We start from the raw sequence: 21835 nt of genomic DNA on the forward strand, positions 1-21835 counted from the left end.
CGTGAGCCCTGCCGCATGAACAGACGCGAGCACTTTGGCCCTGCCCGCCCTTCGGGGTGGCTGGGGCTCCGTACGTGCGGTGAGACAGGGGCAGAGATCGCGAACCCCGAAAGGAACCTCGACCGGTGCGAGTCCGGTCCGGGGTGCTGTGGCATTCATGCCGCTCGGAGCTGGGCTGCTGCCCGCTCCAGAACGAGTGACGGCCCCGGGGGTGGAGCCCCGAGGCCGTCTGAGTCCTGTCTAGGAGGACCCGATGAACAGCATGGCATGTGCACTTCCCGCCCTCGGTAGCGAGGTCCGGGTGGACGCGCCGGAGCGGCGCCTGACAGCGCTGCTCGACCGCATGGCCCGCGAGGGCGACGCCCGCGCCACGAGGGTTGGGCAACGAACCCGGCGGACGCTCCAGGAGATGATCCCCGGCTTCGTCCGTCAGCCGGTCCTCATCCTGCGCCGGCCGGAGATGGCCGACGACGCGTGCCCCTTGTGCCTGAGGTGGGGGTGCAACGGAACCGACTGCCCGCCAGCCGCCGTCATCCCGCCGCCCGCGGCCGCCACGATGGCGCCGCCCGCCGCCACCTCCGGCCAGTGCCAGATTTGCAGCGGACGGTTCGAGGGCTGGAACGGTGGCGTCTGCGACGCCTGCCGCGCGACCGGACGCTGACCCGTGCGCGACCTGTACGAGCGCTACATGCGCGCCGCTGCTGCCGTCCGTTCGCACGACGCCGGATGCATGACATGTGCGGCGATGGGGCGGTGCCCGGAGGGGGCGCGGCTGTTCGAGAGCTTCGAGCGGCTCCAGGACGCGTACATGAACGGCAAGCGCCCGTGAGCAGGGGCGCGCGGCGACGTTCTTCGACCCGGACGGCGAGGTCTACGGCATCCCGCCCTACCCCCGCCGCCTCTCCCCTGAAGGGCTGGCGACCCGTCGCCAGCTCCGCTCCCCGGGCCTCGCCCGAACGGGCAGGAGATCCTCTGGTACGGCCGCCGCGACCCGGGCACCCGTACCCGCCCGGTCCGCGTCGCCTACCTCTAATCCGTCCGATGACCCCGGCCCGGTGGCGCGCCCACCACGCCATGATGCGCGCCCGCGGACCTGTCCCCCGCGTGCCGCGTCACTCACCCCTACGTCATCCCGACCTCCCTGGCGTATGCCCAGGCGCGCCGACCAACCCGCCGCCCTCGCGGCCTAGGAGGAACAGCTCGTGATCCGATTCAGCAGGACCCGTCCCGACGACGGGCCCGACGTTCGTGTGTGGAGTTGGCGGCGTGTCGTCCTCGCCGTCCTGGCCGCGGTGACGCTCGGCGTCGCCGTCCTGTCCGTTGTGGTCAGCTACAGCATCCTCGAGCCGCGGTTCGGCGGGTGGGCGTACGCGATCGTCGGCGCTCTTGATGCCCTGTGGGTGGTGTTCCAGGGGGCGGAGATTCTCGCAGGCAACAACCGGCGCCGCGCGGCCCGCGCCCAGCGCGCTGGGCTGATTCTGACGACTGTACTGACGGCCATGCCGACGACCGACCTGATCCTGACCGGCGACGGGAGGTTCGAGCTGGCCATGGTCCTCACCCCGCTCGCGATCGTTGCCACCAAAGCGGCGTGGTGGCTCACGCTGCCGTCGCTCGGCCGCCGGGTGTCGGGGGCGACGCGACAGAGGATCGCGCACAAGCGGCAGGAAGTCTCTGACCGGCTGGAGGAGATGGAGGCGGAGGCGGCGCACCGCATCGAACTGCTCGCCGTCGCCACCGACCTGGAGAAGCAGGTGGCCGACGCCGAGACCGCCTACCGCAAGGCAGCCCTGAAGAGCCGCCAGCGCACCGCGGAGAAGCTCCATGACCAGGCCGTGACCACGGAGGCCACCCTCACGGACAAGGCTCTGCCCGCTTCCGTTGCAGCGATCCGGCTCCCGGAGCTGGGCACGTGGGACCCCACCATGCTGCCCGGCACAGACCTGATGGGGGGCGGCACGCAGGTCAGCGCGCTGCCGACTTCACCCGGCACGCAGGACAGCACGGAGAGTGTGCCGGTCGACGACACGGAGGCACAGGACACGGCACACGCCGCGGCTCTGGCCGACCTCGCGTACGTCGCGGGCGTGCCGGTGCCCGTGCCGGGCGAGGCCCTGACCTACGGGCAGATGGACGTCGTCCTGCGCCACCTGCGCTACAGCGACGATCCGCCGCTGTCCTACCGGCAGGCCCGCGACCAGTACCGCGACGCGGGGTTCGTCGGCAGTGAGGAGCGGATCCGCCGGGTGTGGGGCGATCTCCTGGCCAAGGAGGAAGCCGGCCCCGCCCGCAGCAGCAAGGCTTCCGCCCTGGCTGAGGAAGACGACGCCGAGGAGGAGCCCGAACACGGGCGCGCGAGCTGACAGCCGGCACCACCGATGCAGCCCAGCCGATCCGTCGGCTGGGCTGTGTCGCGACTGCCGGACCCAGCGGTCGACCGGTGCAGACCCGGCGAGCGATCTGGCGAGCGGCACATGTCGCAGACCCAGGCGCAGACCCGGCGAGCACCAACAACCCCAGCAGGCACACGCCTTGCGCGCGTTACCCTGCGTGATTCCATAGTTACGAAGGGGAGCGTTGACGAGTGAGCAAGAGAAGGACGAAAGCCCAGGAACAGGAGGACAGCTACGGGCAGGCCGCGGGCGCGATCGGCGCGTTAGCCATCGCCTTCGGTGGCATGGCGGCCATCAAGGACAAGCTCGGTATGTCCTGGCCCGCAACTGTCCTGCTGACCGCCGGCGCGCTGGTCGCCATCGGATACCTCGCATGGAAAGTCCGCACGACCGTCAAGCGCCTGTGGGCCCGCGAGGGCCCCTCAGAGCCCGCAGCGGCCCTGCGCAGCGAGGCCTCCCAGGAGACGGGTGACGACCCGGGCGCGGCTACTGTGCCGGCACATCCGGAGCTGACGGCCGCGCTCATCACAGCCGGCGCCATCGGGAAGGACGAAGTGATCCGCGCCGACGAGGCCCGAATCAAAGAAGCCCCGATGGGCACCCGGTACAACTTCCTGGTGCCCCAGGGGCGGTCCTATGAGGACGTCGAGAAGAAGCTGACCATCCTCGCGGGAGTCCTCGGCGTGACCCGGATGCACCTGAAGATGGAGCGCAGCCGCGACACCGACCGCCGCGTGAAACTGCTCAAGCTCCACGAGCCGCCGTTCACCCAGCCTTTCCCAGCGCCGAGCCGTGAGGAAATCGAGCGGTTCCCCGGAATCGCGATCGGCCACGACGTCACCGGGAAACTCGTGGGGCTCCCCACGTTCGACAAGGCGTCCATGCTGATCGCCGGTATGACCCAGATGGGTAAAACCACGCTGGTCAACGGACTCATCACCTGCCTCCTGATCGCCTACGGAGAATTCGAGCTGTATCTGCTCGACGGAAAATTCTGCGGACTGACGCGGTTCGAAAAGACCGCCGTCCGCTATGAATCTTCCGACGATCCGGAGGTCTTCGAGAGCATGGTGGACGAGCTGAACACTCGATCCGACAACCGCTATGAGCAGATGAAGGAAGCCATCCGGAACCGGCAGAACGCGCCCGCGTTCAAGCCGGTCATCTTCATCGTCGACGAAGCGGCCGACTTCTTCTCCAGCGACGAATCAAAGGAAGGAAAAGAACAGGCGCGGCGGATCGCGGAGAAGACGCGGTCCCTGGTCGCGAAATCCCTCGAATCAGGAATCTCCACAATCCTGATGACACAGCGACCCTCGACGAACGCCATCCCGGTGAACGTACGAGACCAGTTCCTCTACCGGCTTTGCCTCTACGTGGCATCGTCAGGAACCGCCAAGGTCGCTCTCGGCGACACGTATTTCGACACGGTCGCCCCGATCAACCCCGCTCTCCTCGACCCCGACATCAAGGGCCAGGGTGTTCTCTTCGCCAACGGCCGATCCACCCTCATCCGGGGATTCAACTTCGCGGATGAATTCGTGTGGGGAGTCGCGGACGAGATCCATGTCCGGCAGCAGAAAGTCATTGAATCCGCGCCTGTATCTCCGCTGAAGCAGGCCGTTGACCTGATGCGCGGCCAGGGTGTCGAATTCCTTCCCACCAGCGAGCTGGCGCCCGCACTCGGCATCACGGACACCGGTGCCACCGAGCGTGGAAAGCAACTCTCCACACTCCTGGGCGTACCGGCCGACAGGGTCAAGGGCGTGCGCGGCTACAAGCTGGCCGACCTCGCCGCCGCGCTCAAGTCCGGTGCGTGACCACCGTCCTCAGCACAGTCCAGCCACCGTCAGCGGACCGTCCGGAGACCGTCACCCGACCGCTGGGATGGCGGTTGCCACCGTCCTGGTGCCGGTGGTCAGACGGTCCCCGGACGGTCATCCATGACGGTCCTGACCAGCGGAAACATCAAGAACAGGGGGATTGACTCTTGCGAGGCACCACGCCCGTAACCGTCGGCATAGCGGCGACCGCGGCCGTCATCGTCGCCGCGCTCGTTCAAGCCGGCACCGACCCGGCAGGAACCGCGCTCGGCGTTGCCGTTCCCGCCCAGTACCGGGACCTGATCGAAGAGGCAGGAAACACCTGCCCAGAGATCAGCCCCAATCTTCTGGCCGCACTCATCCAACAGGAATCCGGATTCAACCCGAAAGCAACATCACCGGCCGACGCCCAGGGAATCGCCCAGTTCATCCCGCCCACCTGGAAAGCTGAAGGAATCGACGCCAACGGCGACGGGAAACGCGACGTCTGGGACCCGGAGGACGCTATCCCGTCGGCCGGAAAATACCTCTGCACCTTGGCCGAGGACGTCAAGAACGTTCCGGGTGACCGGCAGAGCAACATACTCGCCGCCTACAACGCAGGCCCCGGAGCGGTCATCGCGGCGGGCGGTGTCCCGAAAATCACCGAGACACAGAACTACGTCCGGATCATCAACGCTAATGCGAAAACAACCACGCCTGCCGGATCCTCCGAAACCGCCGCTATCGCCATCGGCGCGGCATCCCGGATGATCGGCCAGCCCTACTCGTGGGGCGGAGGAAATACGACCGGACCCACCACGGGATCGTGCTGCTCCCCCAATGGAAGGTCCGGAGCATCCATTCGTGGATTCGACTGCTCCGGACTCGTCGTCTACGCCTTCGCGAAAGCAGGAATTTCCCTTCCCCGCACCGCCGCCACGCAATACGCGGCCTCGCAGCACATCAACCCCGCCGACCTCCAGCCCGGAGACCTCGTCTTCTACGGCAGCAGCGCAGCGAGCATTCACCACGTCGGCATCTACATCGGACACGGCCAAATGATCAACGCACCGCGCCCCGGAACCGATGTTCGGATCGACCCGATCAAAGCACTCCCCGACCTCTACGCCATCGCCCGCCCCACCCCCAAGAAGGAAATCTGAGAATGCTGCAGAACCTTTTCGTTGCCGCGCCCGTCGACCTGTCCGGCGGATTCAGCGACTTCTTCAAGACGATTGGCCTGACCGGTGGCGGTCTCGTCACCAAGGGAATCGCGGCCGTTATCGCGGTCATCGCGGTCAAGATGCTGCTCCAGCTCTCCAACGACCCGAAGACCGCCCTGCGCAAGGGCAGCATGGCGATCGGCACGCTCTTCGTCGCCGTCGTCCTGGCCATGTACGGCGACACCCTGTTCTCCACCGTCACCAACGCCAAGAGCTGATCGGCATGCCGGAAAAAGACCCCTGCGAACTACTCAAGAACACCCCCGGCTACGACTACTGCGTCAACCCCGACTCCGCCCCCGGCTCCCCACAGGACGTCCCGCGCGACGCACTCACCAACGGCGGAGCCGACCAAGTCAAGAAACTCGCCGAATCCCTCATCAAGGCCATCAAGGGCATGCTCGCCCCCAAGGACGCGTGGGCGCCGGCGAAGACGGACGACGCCTTATACGTCCCGTTCTTGTGGCTGGGGCAGCACATGGCGGTCGCGATCTTCGTGTGCGTCGTCGTGGTGGCTGGTCTGACGGCCTGGCAGGGCTCGCCCCGACTGCGGCAGATGGGCGCCTCCACGGGGTGGACGCTGGCCGCCGTGGTCGGCATGGCCTCCGTCCCCGGGATCGTCATGCTGCTCCACAAAGCGGTGAGCGCGGCATTCACCGCTGCGTTCGACAGCAACGAGTCCACTCTCTTCAAGGTCATCGAAGCCGACTTGGAGAAGGAGGCGGGAGACCCGGTAGGTGTGCTGATCATCGTCAGCGCGCTCGTCGTCGCTCTCGCGTTCGCGGCCCTGGTGTTCATGACCCGCCAGCCCGCGATCCTGGTGTTCGTGTGCATCGCTCCTCTCGTGCTCGCGTCACTGGCCCGAGGGGGCGACATGGACGCGGTCAAGCGCTGGGCACAGCGGCTACTCGGGCTGCTCTTCGCCCCGTTCGCGCTCCTCCTCGTCACGCCGTTCGTGTCGCTCGCGAAAGGCGCGCTGGTGATGGACGCGGTGCTCCTGGTCGCGGCGGACGCGCTCATGCTCCGGATGATCTTCCATGGGGTGCCGTACTTCGGTCCGCGGATCGCGGGTGCCGTTCGGGCGGTGGTCGAGCAGAACACCAACAGCCGCCTGGCCCACACCGCCGTGCGGGTGGGCTCGCCGGAGGTGTACGAGCAGGAGAACGTTCCGCGTCCCAGGCACATGGTGGACACCCCGGGGCGGGCGATGGGCCAGGACCGAGGGGTGCTGTTCGCCGCGTACGGGGCCCGGACCAAGCCGCGTCCGGGGCGGCTGACGGTCGAGTCGGCTGCCGCGCAGGTCCGGGAGAACGCGGGCCGTACGGCGGCGCTCACCCAGGCGCGGCGCGAGGGCCGGCCGCCCAGGCCTGCCGCTCCGGTGGTGGGAGGGCAGAGCGGCGCACAGCCAACGGGACCGACCACACCGCCGCCGGCCTCCGCGCCTCGCCCTGTTCCGCGTCCCGCCCCGGGTCAGCGGCCGCAGCCTCCGCAGCAGCCGTAGCTCCCCCGCTCCAACCCTTGGTGGCCGTTCGCGCCTGCGGACGGCCACCGCCCCCTTCTTCTGAGGAGGTTCGATCGTGTACTCCCTGACCCCGGGCTACCGGATTCCCGCTGTGCAGCGTGGACTCAGCCCCGCCGAGACCGTGATGACGAAGGTGACCGCCGGGGCGGGGAGCGCCGTCCTGGCCTCCGCGCTGCTCACGCCGCCGCCGATTTGGACGTTCGGCGCGGTCGGCGCAGCGGTCGCGCTGATCAACCTCGCTCCGGGCCCCCGTTCGCTGGCGCGGTGGGCGGCGGTCGGCTACCGGCACCTGCTCGAGCGCACCGCCCCTGTGTCGATGGTCGACCGCCCCGGGACTACCGCGACGTGGGGTCTGTATCTCGGGCACGGCACGATGCAGAGCGCGGCTGCGCGTGCCGAGTTCCACGCGGCGTTCTCTCGCGCGCTTACGTTCGCGGGCGGGCAGGCCCGTGCGGCTGGGGTTCAGGTGCAGGTCACCCATCACGCCACCGTGAGGGCGCACACCACCCACACCCAGACCGTCTCCGTCCACGTCCCCATGGGTCTGGCCGGGGACCCGGAGCGGATCCTGAGCACGCTCGCGGGGGAGTTCGGCAGGCTCGGTAGCCTAGCGCCGATCACGCCGGACCCCGCCCCGGAGGTGACCGGCCGTGGACCCGGCTGGGTCGCCCTCGATGACGGCAGGTACGCCGCGACCGCGCGGATCACGTCCTGGCCGGACGCGACCGGCGACGACCTCATGGCCCGCATGCTCCTCGGCCAGGACACAGGCCGCTCCCTCGCAGTGCTCTACCGCCCGCTGCCGGCACGGCAGTCGCGCCGGTCGGCCATGTGGCAGTCCGCAGCCGCCGGCGCCTTCACCACGGACAAGGTCAAGCAAGACGCGCACGAACTCGCGAGCGGCACGACGCATGGCGCGCTCGTCCAGGGCGCCACCCTCGTCGACCTCGACGCCTACCTCACCGTATGGGGCGACTCCGCCGAGGAGGTGACCGAGGAGCGGCGGCAAGCCGGACTCATGGCCGACCGGCACCGCATCACCCTCGACTGGCTGACCGGCCAGCAGCACCGCGCCCACGTAATGACCACCCCGCACGGCGCCTCCACCCGGAAAGGCAGCATCCTGTGATCCGACTCCCCTCCACCCTCGCCGCGATCACCGCGCCCCTCGTCGCCTCCAACACGACTTTCCCCGGCATCCGGATCGGCCGCTCCCTCCTCGACGGCCGGGAGTTCCGCCTCTCGCCCGTTCAAGCCAGCTCCGCGCTGTTGCCCTCGACGAACTCGCTCGCGCTGGGTGGTCTGGGCTCGGGCAAGTCCACGACGGCCAAGACGCGAGCCCGCCGGGAGATCCTCGACCACGGTCACCAGTACGTGGTGATCGACTCGTTCGGGGAGGACAACATTGGTGAGTGGGCGCCGCTCGTTCGCTCGCTCGGGGGACGGGTCATCGAGGCCGGCTCGTTCACCCTCAACCCCTGCTCGACGCTGCTCCCGCCGCCGGTGCGTGAGCAGCTGCTCCGGTCGCTGATCGTCGCTGCCGAGCCGGATGCCCTCAACAGGAAGGCGACGCACGCGCTGCAGCACGCGCTTACCCACCCCAAGGCGACCGCGCTGGGTGGGCTGATCGACGCATTGGTGAGTCCGGAAGACGGCCGGTGGCCTGCCGCCCGCCTCGCCGGGTGGGGCGAGGACGTTGCCATAGCGCTCTCCCGCTACACCGATGGTGCGCTGGCTGGCCTGTTTGACTGCCGTGACTCCGGGCTGCCCGAGGTGGATCAGCGGATCACGTCGTTCGACTTCTCCCGCCTCGACCGCAACAGCCCGGCGATCCCCTCCCTGATGGCAGCGATTTCGGTCTGGGCGGAGCATGTGTGGCTTCCCCAGTCGACCGCCGTTCACCGGCACCTGGTCTTGGAGGAGGCCTGGCAGATCCTCCTCTCCCCCGCCACCAGCGAACTCATCCAGCGCATGCTCAAGAACTCGCGAAAGGCGGCGATGAGCCTGGACGTCGTCATGCACACCCTGTCCGATCTCGGCGACGGCCCCGCCCGCGACCTCGCCCGGCTCTGCGAGGTCGCCCACGTCGGACGCCTCGGCCCTGAGGAAGCCGCGGCGGTCGGCGCGCTCCTCGGACTACCGGAATGGGCAGTCGCGGAGATTCCGACACTGGCCCCGGGGCAGGCCGTGTGGAAGGTCGGACCCCACTACGTCGACATCATCGAGACGGTTCTCGCCGCGGAGGAGATCGCACTCACCGACACCTCCTCCCGCCGCCGCGCTGCCCAGCAGGCCCACACCGTTGAGGAGCCGGCGGCGCCCGTCCGGACGGACGAGGAAGACGACGACTCCGAGTGCGAGCACGACCAGGAGCACGAGGAGGACCACCACGACCACAACGAGGAGCAGGATCACGGCTTGGCCCTGGTCGTCGCGGCCAATCCGGACCCGGACGAGGAGGAGGGCTGGGACTGGGAGATGCCACCCATCGTCATCGACCGCCGGCACCACGACGTCCTCCAGGCCGCGCGCGAGGGCCGGTGCAATGAGGCTGCACAACTCGCGGCGATGGGCGAGCGAGAGGACATCAACGCCCACGGCATCATGTCCGATCAGGCCGTCTCCTGGCTCGCAACGCGTGCTCGGGTGGCGGATCTGTGCGGAAGCCCCGACCAGGCACAGCAGCTCCGCGCTACCGTCGCCCGCATGGGCAAAGATCCCGACTGGTACACCGCAGCCGCCGAGCAGACCGACACGACCTGGTACAGCGGCGTCGACCCAGACCCGCCCGGCGCAGACGCTCAGCCGCCCGTCTCGTCGAGCGAGCGGCGTCCGAGCCGTGTCTGGCCCTACGTCGCCGTCGTGGCCGCCGCGTCGGTGGCCACCGCCGTCATCTGGCAGGGCGCCGAAGCCGAGCAGAGGCAGGAAGACCGCAAGGCGGTCGCTGAGGCCTATAAGGGCCGTTCAGGGGCGGAGCTCCACCTCGACGGAGTCAAGGCGGATCTCGTTGCACAGTGGACCAGCGACAGGGAACGCGTCGTCATCGAACTCCGCTCGTTCTTCGACGCGAACGCGCGATACCTGAGGATCGATGCTGGCAGCAGGAGTGTTCAGAGTGCTCTGACGGCCGACCTTAAGTACCTCAGGGACCCGCAAATCGAGGTGCCGGTGACGGATCCTCTGGCTGAAGTGACGGTTCGGGTGGCGGTCGGAGGCCGGGAGTGGAAGGAAGGCGCCCGTGCTGTCTCGCGGGAGATCCGGCTGTCTCCGACTGGTGTTGCGTACGACGCCGAGACCGGGGAACGGCTTCCCTCCGATCTCTGATTTCACGTGGGTTCGCACATGAATCGGCCCCTGGCACCTGGACTCGATCCGGGTGTCAGGGGTCGCTTTGTCGTTCCCGGCAGAGCGCTCATGCCGTCATCGCCTCTCACAACGCGCCGGTCAAACGAGGCCGGTCAGGTTCCGTCGTCTGGTCCAGCGCGGACGACGAGGGCGACGAGGACGAGTAGGACGGTGGCCAGCTTGATGACTTCTGCAGCTGGCCAGCCAGCGTTGAACGCGAGCATGAGAGCGACGATCACGACATAGGGCCAGCTTGGCCTTTACTCACGGGTTGTGGCTCTGGCTCAGGTTCTGTGGTCAGTGACGCTGCGTGGTAATCGACGTTTGAGTTTGGCGGTCTTACGGGCTCGTTGTCGGAGGTGAGTGCCATGATCGGTTGTATGGGAGCTCTCTTCGGCTACTACGCCGCTGCTGACGATGAAGACGCTGTTCGGGCTGTGGTTCGTCAGGATGGACAGCCGATGGGAACGGGGTACGACTCATTCGTCGTGAAGGGCGTCGATCCGGTGGTTGAGCTGCTGCCAGCAGAGGTGCTCGTTACTGGGCGGTCTGCCGATGCCATCGAGGCTGATCCGCGGCATGGGCATTTGGTCGGAATGGTGGGTGACGGCGAGGTTGTCAGCCTGTCCCTCACTGATTCATTTCGTGACTCCCTCACTCGTTTCGACCGGGAGCAGCTGGTCGAAGTGGCACGTGGTTGGTGCGCGTCGGGTGTCTTCGACGCTCAGTCGGACCCAAGTGGACTCACGGGCTTCATGGAGGATCTCGCCGCTCTCGCAGAGAGGGCGGCCGCTCGCGGTCACCGGCTGTACTGCTGGATCAGCATGTAACGACGCGGGGCTCAGCCCGCCAGCAGTATTCGCTTACGCAGCAGGACGAAGCCGGCGCGTCCGTACATCTGGCGCTTGAGCATCTTGATCCGGTTTACATGGCCTTCGACGACGCCCGAGCTCCAGGGCAGTGTGAGGCCGGCGGTGACGGCATCGCGGTCGCGGTCGATTCCCTTAGCGAGGGTATGGAAGCTGGGAAGGTCGTCTTGTCTGACCGCGTCGAGCCAGTCCGGCAGGTGCTGGCCCTGGCGTTCGGTGAGCATGGTCGCGAAGGAGCGGACGTGCCGGGTGAGCGCGTCGAGTTCGGGGCAATTGGCCCGTACCTTCTTGAGTTGGATCTGTTCAGATTCGGCGAGGGATTCCGGGCGGCGCAGGATCCACCCGGCGACTGTCCGAGGCGAAGGCGGGCGGGCAGTCACCGGCTGCCCGGCCGTGCTCGGTCGACCGGGCCGGGTCCGCTTTTGGGCCGCGTCGAGCGGCCCTGACGTGGCTGGAGTCGATCACCGCCCGCGACCAGTCGAGCTGCTTGGCCGAGCGCAGCTTCTTGAGCAGGACCAGGTGGAGCTGGTCCCAGACACCGGCGTCGTTCCAGGCGGCGAGCCGGCGCCAGCAGGTCATGCCGGAGCCGAATCCGAGTTCCTGGGGCAGGTACTCCCACTGGATGCCGGTGTGCAGCACGAACAGGATCCCGCACAGAGCCTGTCGGTCGGGCACCCGCGGCCTGCCCGCCACCAGCTTCGGCGCCGGGACCGGCAGCAACGGCTCGATCAGTGACCACAGTTCGTCCGAGACGATCCACGCCGGGAGTTCCTCTTCGCCACGAACGGAGCAACGAGCAACCAAGCCGACAGTCACATGATCAACAGCTTCTGTTAGGACCTATAAGGCAGTGGCCAGGGGAGCTGACTGTCGGACCCACACTGATTGCCATGCCCGCGGCAACTGGGATACCACGTACGGGACAACCCTCAGTGTGCTCACGGCGCCGGAGCCGTCTTGGATAGGTCCGCCGCAGCAGCGACCACAGTCGGGCTACCAAGGTGCTTGCCGGCACGGAGTACGGCTTACAGCCGGCGAACGGACCGCACCCCACGATCAGGCGGGCGTCGATGCCAATCGGGTGGCTGGTGGAGCAGCGGTAGTCCTTCAACACTCGGCGGCGGTGTGGTCGCGGGTCGGGAAGGTGCTGTCGACGATGAGCACGGTGTCCTTGGCGGGCCCACAGCTGAGTCACCAGGTGAGGGTCTGGGCTTCCCTGGTTACCGCAACGACGGCCTTCTCGATAGCGGGCTTTCCGGCCGCATGCCAGCCGTCGAGGTGTGCCTCTACCGCGTCCCAGAGGAGGTCTGGTCCGCCTTGCCGTGCGACCCACTGACCGCCCTCTTCGAAGACCGCGGCCCACGAGCCGGAGAGGACGTCGACGAGGACGTGTTCGGTGCGTCCGTCCTGATTGAGGGTGAGGCGCTGTGCGTTGGGGGCGGCGAACTGGGCGATGAAGCGGGCCGTCCAGTCGTCCAGGGCGTCGGCGCCGATGCTGGTCTGCCGTTCGGTTCCCGCGCTTAGGTCGGGAATGAGGCCGAGCGGCGGCGGCGACTGCGGCCGGGCGATCATAAAGCTGGCCTGTCCTCCGAGCAGGGGGCCGGACGCGGTGCCGTCTTCGTGGACGGTGAGCCGCGCGAGTTCCGATGCCATGAGCCAGCCGCTGATGGTCGCGAGGATCAGTCCACCGGGCCGGGTCTGCTCGATCCAGGCCGTGGGCACGGTCTTGATGCCGCAGGTGGCGATGATGCGGTCGTACGGGCCGCCGTCCGGGTGTCCGAGGAGTCCGTCGCCGGTGACCAGCGTGGGGTGGATGCCTTGGTCCCACAGGGCTGCTGCGGCGCGGTTGGCGACGTCGGGGTCGTACTCGACGGAGGTGACGAGGCCATCACCGAGGCGGGTGGCGAGGACGGCTGTGGAGTAGCCGGTGCCGGTGCCGATCTCCAAGACTCGCATGCCTGGTTCGACCTGGAGGTCCTCGAGCATGCGAAGCACGAGGGACGGCAGGGTGCTGGAGCTGGTGGGCTCGCGGAGGATCTGGCCGCGGATGTCGGTCGGCAGGATCGTGCCGGCGATCTGCGTCACGAGGGACTCATCGCGGTAGCAGGCCTCCAGCCAACCCTGATCGTCCTGCAGGACCGGTTCCCATGCCGACCCGCCTGTGTGCCGGAAGAAGCCGCCGCGCAGGAAGTCGTGCCGGGGTACGGCGCCGACGGCTTCCTTCCACGGATCGGTGCGCACGTGGCCGCCGGTCGTGAGCTCGTTCAAGAGCTGTGCGCGAAGGGCCTGGGCCTGGTCGGTCATGGCTTCCTCTCCAGCAGGTCGGCCAGCGCTGCGCACATCGGCAGGCCGGTCTCGGTCTCGAGCCAGTACCACTGGCCGGACGGGTTGCACTCCAGGAACCACCATCCCCCGTCTTCGCCGACGCAGAAGTCGAAAGCTCCGAAGATGAGCCCGAAGTGGTCCATGTACTGGCGCAGCGCGCGCCGGATGCCGGTGGGAGTTTGGACGACGGTGTAGGTCAGGCGGCTGTAGTCGGTGCGCCAGTCCAGGAGGTCGCAGTCGATGCGGACGCTGAAGACCTGGTCGCCGATGACGGTGACGCGGACGTCGCCGGTCTTGGGCACCCGCTTTTGGAACAGGTGGGCGGTGCCGGACACGCTGTCGTCGATGTCGTCGGCCGCTACCTCGGCGATCTCTACGACGTGGGAGACGCCGTCGACGAGGTACACGGGGTTGTGGAGCGGCTTGTAGACGACGGAGCCGTGCCGTTTCACGAAGGTGCGGGCGGCGTCGGGGTCAGAGGTGATGAGGGTGGGCGGGACGAGGAAGCCGGCGTCGACGGCGGCCGAGAGTCCTGAGGGCTTGAACTCGGCGTCGCCGATGCGGTGCGGGTGGTTCACGTACAGGCATCCGGGCAGCGAGGTCAGCACTCCGCCGAGTCCGTACCGGGCCTGGGTGAGGGCGAATCTTGCGTCCTGGTCGCTCAGGTGAGGGAAGGCGAACCCGGTGGGCCGCCGGTAGTAGAGGGAGCGTACGGACGCCAGGTCGGCGGTGCGGGTTGGGGTGGCGAGCTGCCCCTCGATCCCGTGCTCGGTGATTTCTGCCTGGACCGACAGTGATGCGGGGAAGTCCCCGGAGTCGAGCCGCACGACCGTGACGCCCCGGTCGTGCAGCTCGCGGATCACCACGTCGGCAGTGGGGTCGTGCAGGCTGGTGACGACCAGCACCGGACGTGTGTCACTCACTGGTCGTTGTCACTCCCCGAGTCCGAGTCCTGGGTGGAGCCGTTCCCGTCGGGGCTGGTGCCCGTCGCCGGCGAGGTGCCGGTCGAGGTGCCGTGACCGGGCATTTCCATCACGGCGCCCAGCTGGTCGAGGAACTCGGCGGTCTGCGTGACCGGGTCGAGCCGGACGGAACTGTATTCGGGGGCCATGGTTGGGTAAGGGGCTATGCGGCCCACGCCCCACGGGGGCGGGGTAACGGTGCCCTGCGGGATAGGCGAGCTGGTCGGAAGACGATCCGAGTGGGCGAACATGCTTCTCCTTGGTCGAAGGGGACTTGGAGGGGCGGGCTGATGCCCGGATGCTGTCGTCGGCTGCGGCAAGGATCAGAACAGGCACGGCTTAGGACTACCGCGTGAAACGGATGGTCGGCCAGATACTTTTTGACCTCGCTGAGCAACGGCCCCGAGTCACCGTCTGCGGGCCCCGACGAGCAAGAACGGGAGCACCGGCCTCAATCCGGCGAAGGCTGCAGCAAACGTGCCGATGGTTGCTTGTGAGAGCCGTCGCGCCGCCAACCGCGGCAACCTCCTGCAAGCTCACTGGTGTTGCCACGGGTGGACTGAGCGCGTTGTGGCTCCTTCGACGCGGTCACTGGCTGTTCTTGGAGCACCGGGGGCACTCGCAGGGCGGGAGGCGCAGCATCTGGGGAACCTCGGCGATGGGCTGGACTTCCCGTTCCTCCTGGACGGTGCGGCGGGCGCCGTCAGGCTTCACCCGGTACACCTTGATCGTCATCACGAGGCATCCCCGTCCGTCGTTTGAAGGGCAGAGCGTCCAACTGCCGCACGTCCCAGCGGCTTCGGGTCGATGATGGGTGGGCACGGCAGCGAGCAACCAGGCCATCGAGTGGCCATGTGCGGCCACGTCGCGGCCACGGCCGAAACGGCAGGCGATGACGCTTCACACTGGCGGCATGAGCCGCAACGACGCCCTACGAGCAGCACGGCTCCGCGCCGGGTGGCGGACCGTGGAACAAGCTGCTGCCGGGCTCACGGACCGTGGCCGGCGCCTCCTCGACGACGCCCACTTCAACGTGTCTCCGCGAACCTGGCGCCGCTGGGAGGGCAGCCGCCCGGGCTGGCCACTGGAGGAGACGGCGCTCGCCCTCCATGACGCACTCGGCCGATGGCCCGAAGACCTCGGCTTCACCCCACCGCCGGGCTGGATCCGGCCGGATCACCATCAAGAGGCGGAAGTGAAACGCCGTGCATTCGTCAGCGTGACCGCTGCCGCGCTCGTCCCCGGACCGACGACCACGCAGCATGTCGACCCCGCGCTGATCACGTACTTCCAGGAGCAACTGGAAGGGCACTACCGGGCTGACATGTTCCTCGGACCGCACGACCTGATCGGCACGGTGTCCGCGCAGTACCAGCTGATCGACAAGCTTGTCCGCTCCGCGAAGGGCGAGACCCGCCGCGGCCTCCTGCGCGTGGGAGCAGCCTACGCCGCGCTCGTCGGCTGGCTCTATCAGGACGCCGGAGACCTGGAGGCAGCCTCGTTCTGGCGCGGCGTGACCCAGGAGATCGCCATACGGTCCCGCGACCCGCACCTCGTCGGCTATTCCCTGGTCAACCAGGCCCAGGTACGCACCGACCTGGGTGACGGATGGGCTGTCATCGACCTGTGCGAGGCAGCGCTCGACGACGCCTGCCGCCTGGCGCCGAAGGTCCGGGTCATGGCCCTGCAGCAGCAGGCGCACGGCGCCAGCCTCACCCGTGACCGCGCGTCCGTCGACCAGCTCATCGACACCGCCGCCGGCCTCCTCCCCCGCGTCGACGACGACCTGCCATGGGGCAACGCCTGCAGGCGTACCCCCGGCTACCTCGAAGTACAGCGAGCCACGTGTTACGGGCGCCTCGGGCTCGGTGCGGAGGCCGGTGCGCTGTGGTCTCAGATCCTCGCCGTCGTACCGTCGACCGCCCGGCGGGACCGAGGTGTCTACATGGCGCGCCAGGCCACGGCGGCCGCGGTGAACGGCGAGCCGGAGCAGGCGCTGGAGATCGCCAGGGCGGTCGCGGAGATCGCGGTGGAGACGCGGTCGGCGCGGATGCGCCGTGAGATGACGGCCCTTCAGCGGGCTATGCGGCCGTGGCAGGATGCCCCCGTCGGGCGGGACCTCGCAGAGGTCTTCGCGCCCGTAGCCGAGGGGAGCTGACCATGGGCGTACCTGCACCGCTGTCCGACAAGGAGATCGCCGAGCGGCTGGCTGCCCTGCCAGGGTGGGAACGCAGGGCGGATGAGATCACCCGCACCTACCCGATCCGGTACCACGCCGCGGTGGCAGCCATCGTCACGATCGCCGACCGGTCCCGGCGGGTCCAGCATCATGCAGACCTCGACCTGCGCATGGACCACCTGCGGGCGACCATCACCACCCATGACGCCGGAAACCGACTGACCTCAGCGGACTTCGACCTCGCAGGCCGAATCGACGCAATCGTGGCCGCGCACCAAACCCTCCCGTTGGACTGATGCACGTAAATGAACTCGGCCGGATCCAGCCACCGAATGAAGGCCCGCTTCTCCTATGCAACGCCACGGGGTCGAGCTCTTCCGACATCAGACCGGGTCGTAAACATGTCAGGTGGATCGGCCGACGTCCAAGGAGACGGCGGCCGGCCCCTTGTGGCATCGCACGCGCCAAGATGGGTGCCGGAGAATCCCTGATCAAAGTCCACGCTGAAACCCCTCAGAGTGAGACGCAGGTAGTACGTCCGGGCGGGACTCGGCGGCGCTTGGGCGTGGCTTGCTGTCCGGGCAACCGCCGCGGAAGCGAGCGTCATCGCCCCTGCCCACGCCAGCTCTAGGGACACTGAGAGGGGGCGGAGTCGGCCGCGAGATGAAGGCTACTCGTAGCCCGCACAGATGACCTGCCTGCAGGGCGAGCGGCTTGACCAGCGTGTCCTGAACGGGCACCGCTGTGACCTGGTCATACTCGGTCGACATGGGCGCCGCAGAGGAAGCCGGTGACGGTCTCGCCGGTCGTGTACATGCTCTGACCCGGCGAAACCTGATCGTGGTCATTGTGCTTTTCGTATCCAGCATCGTCACGGCTGTGAGCACGCTGGTGACGGCCTACAACGTGGTGCTGCGGTCGACCGCGGACTGGAAGCCGGCCGAGTACCGCAAGCTGAGGTCGCTGCGCGGCGGACACACCATCGAGCGCTTCACCCAGGTTCTCGGCCAGGCCTCGTACCGGGTTCCGTACGTTGACCTGGTGCCCAGGCCCGGCGTGGGCAACTCGGGGCTGACCAAGCATGTCTTCAGGCCCCGAGAGGACTACCGGGTCGAGGTCATCACCGACCGCACGGGTGCGACGCTCGTCTACGCGGTGACCTCGTGCAGCCGCGACTTCAAGCCCCCGTTCGAGGTGAACCGCAACAGCGCGAAGGACCGGTTCACCATCAACCTGGGCTCACCTCTGGCCGAGGTACGACCCAGCGAAACGACCGTCTACCAATGGATGACGGCCACAGGAGCCCGCCAGTCTGCGGTCTCCCAGCGCGTGACCACCGGCGACGAAGACGGCATGCGCGAGTACGCCTGGGGCAGCAATGACGTCTGCCCTCTCACATCCGACGCCGCCCGCCAGGAGTCGGACAGCCTGTGGAGCCAGTGGGAGGCGTGGCAGCAACGTCGAACACCTGACAACGACGGCGTGTACTCAGCCGAGCGCAGCGACCGCGAAACGCAAGACCTCTTGCGCAGGTCTTTGGTGAACGTGTACGTCGAGACCCAGCCCGGTGGGTCGATCTACCAGGTCTATCCAGCCTTGCTCGGGGTCACCAGAAGCAACGCCGACTAGGGGATGTCGGCCGCTGCCAGAAGGCGCCTACGAAGGAGTCGGTAGAGGGAGCGCGCCAGCCCGGGGCCCAGGCATGGCTCTGAGGAGCAGTCGCCGCCGGGTACCGGTTGGCGGTACTTCCTCCAGGGGGTTGGGGGTCAGGGTCTCGTCGAAGGTCCACCATGCGGTGAACCTGGACGGCTGGACCCCGCGCGACAACGACGGCAACCGCTACCGCTTCAACGACTACCGCCTCGCCGGCCGCGCCACCGTCCGCATCCACACCGGAGTGGGCCGCGACACCCGCACCGACCTCTACCAGGACCGCCGCAACTACGTCTGGAACAACGACCGCGACAAGGCCACCCTCAAGGACCACCACGGCCGCACCGTCGACACCGAGTCCTGGAACAGGCACCACCACCGTCGCTAACCCGCCCGTCGGCCGTCCCTGCTCGCCGCTCCCCCAGGGCGAACAGCAGGGACGGCCTACCGTGAACCGTGCGCCAGGCAGGCCTCCTTGCCCGGCGCACACTGCTGCCTCCACGGCGACCTCAGTCCAAGATGCCGAGGTCGGAGGCCGGGCGGCAGCTGTCACAAACCCGTATCCCGCCGTCGGTAAGCGTCTCGCGGTCCCGGTCCCGGCCAAGGCGCGCTTCTGCGGGCTGGTAAGCACGCAACTCCTGGCACAGGAAGCGCACCGCGCGGTGCCGTGGTCCGCCCGTGCCGAGCAACTCCCGGGTTACGGCATTGGATTCGGGGACCGTGACTGGTTCGTGGTCGTCGCGTTCGAATCCCGACCAACAGCCGCATGCCGGACATGCAGTGAGCCGGCAACGGTGCAGGCCGAGCCAGATCGCTGGCCCTGAGGTGTGCCGGTCGTTCATCACACCGGCTCGCCAATTCCGGTGCTCAGTCACTGCATCTCGGCAGACCTCATTTGGAGTACCGCGAAGCCCGAGCACACCCATCGAAACGGCTGTGCGGCGATCTGACGGCCTTTCGGGGTCTTCGAGGTCGTCCCATACCGGCCGCTCCGCGCTGGGGCGCCTAAGCCCCCACTCTGCGAGTCGCCTTTCGGGGATTATGGGCGTTCTTCCCGATTCGGGGAATCTAGCCTCCCGACGGGGCGAGTGTGGTCGCGTGTGGATCCGATCGGAAGCGCATGCGGCACCACTTCGAAGCAGCGCGTTGCGCCATGGGTGTTCGTGCATCGTCAACTACTTGGGGCTGAGCGGCAAAGACTTTCCACCGTCTCCGCCGACACGGAGGAACATGTTTCGCGAATTGGACATTCTCGATAGTGCCTGGTGACACGCGACATGACCTGCCGTCACGCATGCCTGGGGAAGAAGTTAGTAAGCTGACTTCATGGTCACCCCAAACCCCAGTGGAGACAGAGAGAAGGTCGTCTCCAAGCTGCCGTCCTGGCTTCGTCAGGACTTGAAGGTTCGCGCCGCCGAACGTGGTGTCGACATCCAGGACGCCACGTCCGAGGGAATCTCGGCGTGGCGTGCCTCCCATGCCGACCACTCCCCCATCGACACGTCTGGCTCTGCATCGTTCTCCACCTGGCTGCCGCCCGGTCAGTGGGACGAGCTCAAGGCCACGTGCACCGAGCGGGGTATCCCATTTGTGCAGGGGCTTGCTCAGTCCATCCAGCTGTGGCTGGACACTCACCCCTCCCCCAGGCACCGTCCGGTCACCGGCATCGCCCAGCGAAAGATCGTCATCAACCAGAAGGGCGGCGTGGGAAAGACCGCTGTCGCCGCCGGCATCGCCGAAGCCTTGGCCGAGGACGGTCTTGAGACCCTCCTCGTCGACTACGACCCACAGGGACATCTCAGCGATCAGCTCGGTGTAGAGCAGCTCGCCCCTGGTACTGACAGCCTCGTCCTGCACATGTGCGGGGAGGGCAAGGGCGATCTCCGGGACCTTGTGGTCACCATCGAGGAGCCTCGGTTCGGCAAGCGCCTGCATGTACTGCCAGCGTGCCCCGACGGCTTCCTCCTCGACGCCAAGATCGCTGTCTCCCGGATGCGCAACAAGGAGGCGGCCCTGGAGCGGGCGTTGCAGCCGCTGGAGAAGGACTTCGACGCCATCGTCGTGGACTGCCCGCCCAGCCTGGGAATGGCCACCGACGCGGCCATCTACTACGGCCGCCGACGCCAAGGTGAAGGCCACGGGGTCTCCGGCATGGTCATCCCAGTGCTCGCTGAAGACTCATCAGCGACCGCCTACAGCATGCTCGCAGACCAGATCGAGTCCCTTCGGGACGACCTGAGCCTCGACATCGAGTACCTGGGCCTGGTCGTCAACCTGTACGACAGCCGACGAGGCTTCGTCGCCACCTCCTCACTTCAGGAATGGCGCGAACTCGGCGACCCGCGCGTGCTGGCGGTCATCGGTGACCTGAAGGAGCAGCGCGAGGCCGTGCGCATGCACCGCCCACTGCTCGCCTATGCGCCTCACAGTGACCAGTCGGAGATCATGCGTCAGATCGCCAGGGAGATCTCATGAGCAAGCGAGATCAGCTGGGTACGTCGTCCTCCTTCGCTCGGGCGAGCCAGGCGCGCAGCGTCCGTCGGCAACTGACGGACGCCGCCTTCGGCGGAGACCCGACCGTTCTGGACCTGACGCTCATCAGCGGCAACCCCGACAACCCGCGGGAATCCCTGGGGGACGTGTCGGGTATGGCTGCCAGCCTCCTGGAGGTCGGCCAGATCCAGGCGATCACTGTCGCGTCGGTCGAGGCCTATCTGCGGGACCGGCCTGAGCGCGCCTCGGAGCTCGATCCGGACGCGGAGTATGTGGTGGTCGACGGCCACCGCCGGCTGGCAGGTGCCCGGGAGGCCGGCCTCGCATCGATAAAGGTCACCGTCGACGACGCGCGGGTCTCCACCGATGAGGTTCTGCTGGAGTCCGCCTTCGTCGCCAACGCGCAGCGGGAGAACCTCTCCGACCTGGAAGAGGCCCAAGCGCTCAAGACACTGGTTGCGTTCTACGGCTCTCAGCACAAGGCCGCGAAGCGACTAGGGGTAACGCAGCCATACATCTCGCAACGTCTGTCTCTGCTCGAGCTGGAGCCGCAGCTGCAGGCTGATCTCGAGGCGGGCTTGCGCAAGGTCGAGCACGTACGTGGCCTGAGCAAGCTCTCCCCCGCCGAGCAGCGCGCGACCGCAGACGCCAGAGCCGCACAAGCCCAGGAGAAGCGACTCAAGCGCACGACCACCCCCTCCCCTGCACCTCCCGCCGCTGGTGATAACGCCGTTATCACCAGCGCGCCGCCCGTCCATCTCGGAACGGAGCAGCCGTCCAGTGATAACGCCGTTATCACCAACCCGAGCCACAGCCGGTCTGACGCGGCAGAGGCCCCCGGCCAGCCGGCCGGGATTGATAACGGCGTTATCAGCAGCCCGCGGGATATGCACGCGGAACGGTCCGGCGAAGCTCCGGCTGACGCGGATCGTGGGGGACCGGAAGCGGCATCCGCGCTTCCGTGGCACAGCCCTCAGGGTCTCAACCGATTGGCACGCCAGCACATGTCCAATGAAGACCGCAGGACCCTGGCGAAGCTGCTCAACGAGGACTGAATCCGAAGCTG

At 67.7% G+C, this 21835-nt stretch carries 20 protein-coding genes and 2 pseudogenes; 16 read left to right on the plus strand and 6 right to left on the minus strand.

What is annotated here, in order from left to right:
* Positions 1–253: 253 nt before the first annotated feature.
* The 10 genes from ACF1G2_RS30030 to ACF1G2_RS30075 all read left to right on the plus strand — a co-directional run bounded on the left by ACF1G2_RS30030 (position 254) and on the right by ACF1G2_RS30075 (position 11118).
* Positions 254–661, plus strand: coding sequence for a hypothetical protein (locus tag ACF1G2_RS30030; protein ID WP_391801313.1), 408 nt, complete (start codon positions 254–256; stop codon positions 659–661).
* 3 nt (positions 662–664) lie between these two features.
* Positions 665–829, plus strand: a complete 165-nt coding sequence (locus ACF1G2_RS30035; RefSeq protein WP_391801314.1) for a hypothetical protein — start codon at positions 665–667, stop codon at positions 827–829.
* A gap of 463 nt (positions 830–1292) precedes the next feature.
* Positions 1293–2363 carry a hypothetical protein gene (locus ACF1G2_RS30040; RefSeq protein ID WP_391801315.1) on the plus strand — a complete coding sequence of 357 codons (1071 nt, stop codon included), beginning with the start codon at positions 1293–1295 and terminating at the stop codon, positions 2361–2363.
* A 221-nt stretch (positions 2364–2584) separates the two neighbouring features.
* Positions 2585–4213 carry an FtsK/SpoIIIE domain-containing protein gene (locus ACF1G2_RS30045; protein ID WP_391801316.1) on the plus strand — a complete coding sequence of 543 codons (1629 nt, stop codon included), beginning with the start codon at positions 2585–2587 and terminating at the stop codon, positions 4211–4213.
* A 170-nt stretch (positions 4214–4383) separates the two neighbouring features.
* Complete coding sequence (locus ACF1G2_RS30050) at positions 4384–5361, plus strand: NlpC/P60 family protein (protein WP_391801317.1); 978 nt, start codon at positions 4384–4386, stop codon at positions 5359–5361.
* 2 nt (positions 5362–5363) lie between these two features.
* On the plus strand, positions 5364–5639 hold the full coding sequence (locus tag ACF1G2_RS30055; RefSeq protein ID WP_391801318.1) for a hypothetical protein: 276 nt from the start codon (positions 5364–5366) through the stop codon (positions 5637–5639).
* Positions 5640–5644: 5 nt separating this feature from the next.
* Entirely contained in the window at positions 5645–6922 is a 1278-nt protein-coding gene (locus ACF1G2_RS30060) for a hypothetical protein (RefSeq protein ID WP_391801319.1), read from the plus strand.
* A gap of 76 nt (positions 6923–6998) precedes the next feature.
* Positions 6999–8072 carry a hypothetical protein gene (locus ACF1G2_RS30065; protein WP_391801320.1) on the plus strand — a complete coding sequence of 358 codons (1074 nt, stop codon included), beginning with the start codon at positions 6999–7001 and terminating at the stop codon, positions 8070–8072.
* Positions 8069–10267 (plus strand): hypothetical protein, encoded by a 2199-nt coding sequence (locus ACF1G2_RS30070; RefSeq protein ID WP_391801321.1) that lies wholly within the window; start codon positions 8069–8071, stop codon positions 10265–10267. Before ACF1G2_RS30065 ends, ACF1G2_RS30070 begins: the two co-directional genes overlap by 4 nt.
* A 401-nt stretch (positions 10268–10668) precedes the next feature.
* Positions 10669–11118 carry a hypothetical protein gene (locus ACF1G2_RS30075; protein WP_391801322.1) on the plus strand — a complete coding sequence of 150 codons (450 nt, stop codon included), beginning with the start codon at positions 10669–10671 and terminating at the stop codon, positions 11116–11118.
* Between the two features lie 11 nt (positions 11119–11129).
* On the opposite strand, the pseudogene ACF1G2_RS30080 reads toward ACF1G2_RS30075, so the two are convergent.
* From ACF1G2_RS30080 to ACF1G2_RS30105, 6 genes and pseudogenes are all read right to left on the minus strand, one after another.
* Positions 11130–11546 (minus strand): annotated as a pseudogene (locus ACF1G2_RS30080) (transposase); the annotation flags it as partial.
* A pseudogene (locus ACF1G2_RS30085) lies at positions 11537–11913 on the minus strand (IS5 family transposase); the annotation flags it as partial. The pseudogenes ACF1G2_RS30085 and ACF1G2_RS30080, both read right to left, overlap by 10 nt.
* A 435-nt stretch (positions 11914–12348) precedes the next feature.
* Complete coding sequence (gene tgmC, locus ACF1G2_RS30090) at positions 12349–13461, minus strand: ATP-grasp peptide maturase system methyltransferase (RefSeq protein ID WP_391801323.1); 1113 nt, start codon at positions 13459–13461, stop codon at positions 12349–12351.
* Positions 13458–14405 (minus strand): ATP-grasp ribosomal peptide maturase, encoded by a 948-nt coding sequence (gene tgmB, locus ACF1G2_RS30095; protein ID WP_391801324.1) that lies wholly within the window; start codon positions 14403–14405, stop codon positions 13458–13460. The genes tgmC and tgmB overlap by 4 nt, the downstream gene beginning before the upstream one ends.
* Positions 14402–14695: a putative ATP-grasp-modified RiPP gene (gene tgmA / locus ACF1G2_RS30100; protein WP_391801325.1), complete on the minus strand. Its 294-nt coding sequence runs from the start codon at positions 14693–14695 to the stop codon at positions 14402–14404. Before tgmA ends, tgmB begins: the two co-directional genes overlap by 4 nt.
* Positions 14696–15032: 337 nt before the next feature.
* The gene (locus tag ACF1G2_RS30105; RefSeq protein ID WP_391801326.1) at positions 15033–15179 is read right to left on the minus strand and encodes a hypothetical protein; all 147 of its coding nucleotides are present in this window, start codon (positions 15177–15179) and stop codon (positions 15033–15035) included.
* Between the two features lie 178 nt (positions 15180–15357).
* On the opposite strand from ACF1G2_RS30105, the gene ACF1G2_RS30110 reads away from it, so the two are divergent.
* From ACF1G2_RS30110 to ACF1G2_RS30135, 6 genes are all read left to right on the plus strand, one after another.
* Entirely contained in the window at positions 15358–16602 is a 1245-nt protein-coding gene (locus ACF1G2_RS30110) for a Twin-arginine translocation pathway signal (protein WP_391801327.1), read from the plus strand.
* Between the two features lie 2 nt (positions 16603–16604).
* Complete coding sequence (locus ACF1G2_RS30115; protein ID WP_391801328.1) at positions 16605–16919, plus strand: 4a-hydroxytetrahydrobiopterin dehydratase; 315 nt, start codon at positions 16605–16607, stop codon at positions 16917–16919.
* Between the two features lie 472 nt (positions 16920–17391).
* Positions 17392–18252: a hypothetical protein gene (locus ACF1G2_RS30120; RefSeq protein WP_391801329.1), complete on the plus strand. Its 861-nt coding sequence runs from the start codon at positions 17392–17394 to the stop codon at positions 18250–18252.
* Between the two features lie 73 nt (positions 18253–18325).
* Complete coding sequence (locus ACF1G2_RS30125; protein ID WP_391801330.1) at positions 18326–18664, plus strand: lamin tail domain-containing protein; 339 nt, start codon at positions 18326–18328, stop codon at positions 18662–18664.
* Between the two features lie 938 nt (positions 18665–19602).
* Positions 19603–20751: a ParA family protein gene (locus tag ACF1G2_RS30130; RefSeq protein ID WP_391801331.1), complete on the plus strand. Its 1149-nt coding sequence runs from the start codon at positions 19603–19605 to the stop codon at positions 20749–20751.
* On the plus strand, positions 20748–21824 hold the full coding sequence (locus tag ACF1G2_RS30135; RefSeq protein WP_391801332.1) for a ParB/RepB/Spo0J family partition protein: 1077 nt from the start codon (positions 20748–20750) through the stop codon (positions 21822–21824). The genes ACF1G2_RS30130 and ACF1G2_RS30135 overlap by 4 nt, the downstream gene beginning before the upstream one ends.
* Positions 21825–21835: the final 11 nt, after the last annotated feature.

The sequence above is a fragment of the Streptomyces sp. NPDC013457 genome (assembly GCF_043089925.1).
In the GTDB taxonomy this organism is placed as follows: Bacteria; Actinomycetota; Actinomycetes; order Streptomycetales; family Streptomycetaceae; genus Streptomyces.